The sequence below is a fragment of the Acinetobacter sp. 1130196 genome, from assembly GCF_000588095.1.
Classification (GTDB): Bacteria; Pseudomonadota; Gammaproteobacteria; order Pseudomonadales; family Moraxellaceae; genus Acinetobacter; species Acinetobacter nosocomialis.
Genome location: NZ_JFWX01000085.1, coordinates 1 through 4,400, shown reverse-complemented (window position 1 = coordinate 4,400; position 4,400 = coordinate 1). Strand labels below are relative to the sequence as shown.

The 4,400-nt window shown below is 38.6% G+C and carries 2 protein-coding genes, 1 rRNA gene and 2 pseudogenes; 3 read left to right on the top strand and 2 right to left on the bottom strand.

Annotated features, from left to right (window positions below; genetic code table 11):
* Positions 1-4: 4 nt before the first annotated feature.
* A pseudogene (locus tag J671_RS24160) lies at positions 5-382 on the top strand (IS30 family transposase); the annotation flags it as partial.
* Positions 383-390: 8 nt separating this feature from the next.
* Here J671_RS24160 and J671_RS24155 read toward each other — a convergent pair.
* Positions 391-801 (bottom strand): annotated as a pseudogene (locus J671_RS24155) (alpha/beta fold hydrolase); the annotation flags it as partial.
* Between the two features lie 126 nt (positions 802-927).
* Positions 928-2,055: an anhydro-N-acetylmuramic acid kinase gene (locus tag J671_RS24150; protein WP_004711281.1), complete on the bottom strand. Its 1,128-nt coding sequence runs from the start codon at positions 2,053-2,055 to the stop codon at positions 928-930.
* Positions 2,056-2,116: 61 nt separating this feature from the next.
* Here J671_RS24150 and tyrS point away from each other — a divergent pair, with 61 nt between their 5' ends.
* Both tyrS and J671_RS0105305 read left to right on the top strand, forming a co-directional pair.
* Complete coding sequence (gene tyrS, locus J671_RS24145) at positions 2,117-3,349, top strand: tyrosine--tRNA ligase (RefSeq protein WP_006581460.1); 1,233 nt, start codon at positions 2,117-2,119, stop codon at positions 3,347-3,349.
* 874 nt (positions 3,350-4,223) lie between these two features.
* Positions 4,224-4,400: ribosomal RNA gene (locus tag J671_RS0105305) — 16S ribosomal RNA — on the top strand; the annotation flags it as partial.

The window sequence follows — 4,400 nt, the reverse complement described above, 5'->3', positions numbered from 1 at the left end:
ATAGGCAGAATCAGTGCGCAAGGCTTTAACTGAAGCTCTGAAATATTTACCTGCAGAACTGCGTAAAACGTTGACCTATGACCGTGGACGCGAGATGTCAGAACATAAAATACTCGAAGAAGATTTAGGCATAGATGTATATTTCTGTGACCCACATTCACCTTGGCAAAAAGGCACATGCGAAAATATGAATGGTTTAATTAGGCAATATTTACCTAAAGGGATTGATTTAAATCAGGCAGATCAGCATTATTTAAATCAAGTTGCCATGTCACTGAATACTCGTCCTAGAAAGGCGTTAGATTGGCTTACACCATTAGAGAAATTTGCTCAGCTTGTTGATTATCATATGGCTTTTGAAACTGTCGCACCTCATGTTTGAATTCGCCAAGCTTTTAAAAAAGCAGCTTGATGAGGTACAGAAACTAAAGTGAGATGTTGAATATATTGTGGATACTTCATGGTTACACTAGACGCAATTACAGAACCCCAATCGTGCCCAATTAAATAAACTGGTTGACCAAGCCCCTTAATAAAAACTGCGACATCTTCAGTTAGTTCACTTAAAGCGTAATGAAAGCGGCTTTGTGGTCTAGCGTTTAGACTATAACCACGTTGATGAATCGCAAGTGTTCTAAATCCATGCTGATGCAATAGTTCAGAAGTTTGCACCCAACTATGTGCAGTTTCTGGAAAGCCATGCAATAAAACCACGAGAGGGCCATCTATAGGGCCTGAATCAATCACATCGAATGTCCAAGCCCCACGAGTATATTGATGAATACGGTTGGTCAAATCCATAACAACATGCCTTACTTATTTTTGTTGGCATTTATCATGAGTTTTTATGCACATTTAAATAACAGCATTTCGGGTCAGTAAATGTGCTATAAGGTCGAATCTAGGTAAAAGAACTTATAAAAAATCTTATACCGCCGTGATTGTTCCTAAAATTCTAAAATCAGACGCACCAGTTACTGCTGGTAAATTACCACTTAAACTATTCACAAAACGCATTGCTAACCATGCAAATGCTGTAGCCTCGACCCAGGTAGGGGAGAGTCCTAAAACATCTGTGGTTTGAACTGACCAATTGTGCTTACGTAAACGCCAGCGTAATTGTTCTAATAAATAAGAGTTATAAGCCCCACCACCACATACATATACTTCGCCTGTTTCCATATCAGAACGATAAATCGCTTTTTGAATAGCACGCACAGTAAGTTTTAATAAGGTTGCTTGAATATTTTCTGGTGTATCTTCTAACTCATCGTAAGTTAAATCATTACGCCAATCGATTAACTGATCATCTAGCCAGTCAATATTGAAATCTTCACGTCCCGTACTTTTAGGTGGCTCTTTAGAAAAATATTCATGCGCATGAAGACGGTCGAGTAAAGAGCGAATAGGATGCCCATAAGCAGCCCAATCACCATTTTCATCATATGGATGACCCGTATGGCGATGACACCATGCATCCATCAAAATATTCGCAGGTCCCGTATCAAAACCGAATACACCGTCAGGATTATTGGCAGGTAACATACTTACATTGGCAATGCCGCCTAAATTCAAAATCACACGATGAATGCTTGGATGTTGAAATAATGCTTGATGAAAAGCTGGGACTAATGGAGCACCTTGTCCGCCTGCAGCCATATCTCTACGACGGAAATCTGAAACAACCGGGATTTGAGTGATTTCAGTAATAATGTTTGGGTCGCCAATTTGTAACGTAAAGCCATGCTCTGGACGATGACGAATAGTTTGCCCATGCGAACCGATCGCTTTAATTTGGCTACGGTCTAATTGATGCTTTTCAATTAAGCTATTAATCCCATGACCAATCATTTTGGCTAGAGCAACATCAGCTTTACCCATACGGTCAATTTCATTGTCATCGGGTAAAGTTAATGCCATAAGCTCATCACGTAACTCGGGTTCGAAAGGAACTGTAAGAGTGGCATGAAGCTGTAGTGGCTCAAATGAAGCCGCAACAATATCTACACCATCCATACTAGTGCCAGTCATTACGCCGATATAGATTGCGCTCATATGCAACTTCCCCTGCAAGACGCTGAAAAAATGTTAGTATATCGCACAAATTGAATAACTGATGTGTTTAGGTTTTGTGATGTCAAATTTCTTGCCCGCCGAAGAACAGCTTGCCCTCATCCAACGAGGCACGCACGAAATTATTTCAGAAGAAGATTTACTGAAAAAGCTTAAAGAGAATCGTCCTCTTAAAATTAAAGCTGGTTTTGACCCTACAGCACCAGATTTACATTTAGGACATACGGTTCTTATTAACAAACTAAAAACGTTCCAAGACTTGGGCCATGAAGTTACCTTCTTGATTGGTGACTATACAGCGATGATTGGTGACCCAACTGGTAAAAGTGCAACTCGTCCGCCGTTGTCACGTGAACAAGTTGAAGCCAATGCTAAAACTTATCAAGAACAAGTTTTTAAAATCTTAGACCCGAATAAAACAAAAGTACGTTTTAACTCAGAATGGTTTAACCAAAAGTCTGCTGCTGACCTTATCCAGTTAGCGAGTCAACAAACCGTATCGCGCATGTTAGAGCGTGATGACTTTACTAAGCGTTATAGCAACCATCAGCCAATTGCGATTCATGAGTTCTTATATCCTTTAGTTCAAGGCTATGACTCAATTGCGCTTGAAGCTGACGTTGAGTTAGGTGGTACAGACCAAACCTTTAACTTACTTATGGGTCGTACTTTACAAAGCCGTTATGGCCAAGAATCACAAGTGTGTATCACTGTGCCGATTCTAGAAGGTTTAGATGGCGTAAATAAAATGTCTAAATCTTTAGGTAACTATATTGGTGTTTTTGATGCGCCAGGTGCTATGTACCAAAAAGTATTATCAATGCCTGACTCTTTAATCGAACGTTATTTCGATTTATTAAGTTTTAAATCTCTTGATGAGATCAAAGCTTTATTAGATGAAATCGCGGCTGGTCGTAATCCACAAGAAGTAAAACGTATTCTTGCACTCGAGTTGGTTGAACGCTTCCATGATGCTGAAGCAGCTGCCAATGCTCATAAGAGTGCAGGTAACCGTATTACAGAAGGTGAGGTGCCAGAAGATACACCTGAAGTGACTATTTCACGTGGTGAGTTTGGAGGCGAAATCTTTATTGCTACGATTTTACGTGTAGCAGGCCTAAACCCGAATGCAGCAGCTGCAAAAGATGCTGTAGCACGTGGTGCAGTAAAAGTTGACTGGAATGTAGTAGATGCAGGTTTCTCTGTAAAAGAAAATGGCACTTTCATTATTCAGTCAGGTAAAAAGGCAATTGCACGTGTAACTTTCACTGATTAAGAAAGTTATATAGTGAAAAGCAGGAGTAATCCTGCTTTTTTTATTTCTGAAACTCAAAATTAATTAAGGGTTCCACGTGGAACAATTTGTAATTAACTTAATAAGTAGAAAAATAGAATAAGAAAAAATAGAAAGTATGAATCAATAAATAGAGTATTTGCTCTAGTTTATCTTTGGAATCTTTGGAATCTTTGGAATCTTTGGAATCTTTGGAATCTTTGGAATCTTTGGAATCTTTGGAATCTTTGGAATCTTTGGAATCTTTGGAATCTTTGGAATCTTTGGAATAGAAAATGCTATATATGCCTATAACCTCTATAAGAAGACATCAAAAATCTAAGGTGAACTGTATTTTCCTAAAATAAAAATGAATAAAAGTAGTGAAAATGCCTAAAAAAAAGCCATATATATCACTTTTTCCGCAAAATAGTAGAAAAAAACGGCACTCAAGAGAAAAAGGCTGAAATACCCCTTGCAAAGGTAAGTTAATGGTCTATAATGCACATCCATCGGCGGTGATGCAGATAGAAACTTGTTGAAAAACAGTTACTTGAGATTAAGTTGGTTGCTTTAAGTGATGAATTTGATGTTAAGTTGGTTTAAAAGATAAGTTTTAAAAATATCGAAATTACCTGTTGACTTTTAAGAGATTAAGAGTAATATAGCCGACCTAGCTTGCTGGTGACGAACCAGGAAGAAGATCATTAAGAGAATTGAAGAACAACTTGTGTGGATTTTTACTGGTTGATTAATCGAAATAATTTTCATTGATTGATTGGTTTAAATTACTCGAAGTTTATTTGAGCGAAATTTAAGTCAGTAATTGATGAGCCAGAATTGGCACCTTGTCTATAAATAAGGTGCAAAATGATTTTAACTGAAGAGTTTGATCATGGCTCAGATTGAACGCTGGCGGCAGGCTTAACACATGCAAGTCGAGCGGGGAAAGGTAGCTTGCTACTGGACCTAGCGGCGGACGGGTGAGTAATGCTTAGGAATCTGCCTATTAGTGGGGGACAACATCTCGAAAGGGATGCTAATACCGCATACG

Bases quoted from the DNA above. Each gene is read 5' to 3' on its own strand.
- J671_RS24150 (WP_004711281.1), bottom strand. From the start codon at position 2,055: ATGAGCGCAATCTATATCGGCGTAATGACTGGCACTAGTATGGATGGT.
- tyrS (WP_006581460.1), top strand. From the start codon at position 2,117: ATGTGTTTAGGTTTTGTGATGTCAAATTTCTTGCCCGCCGAAGAACAG.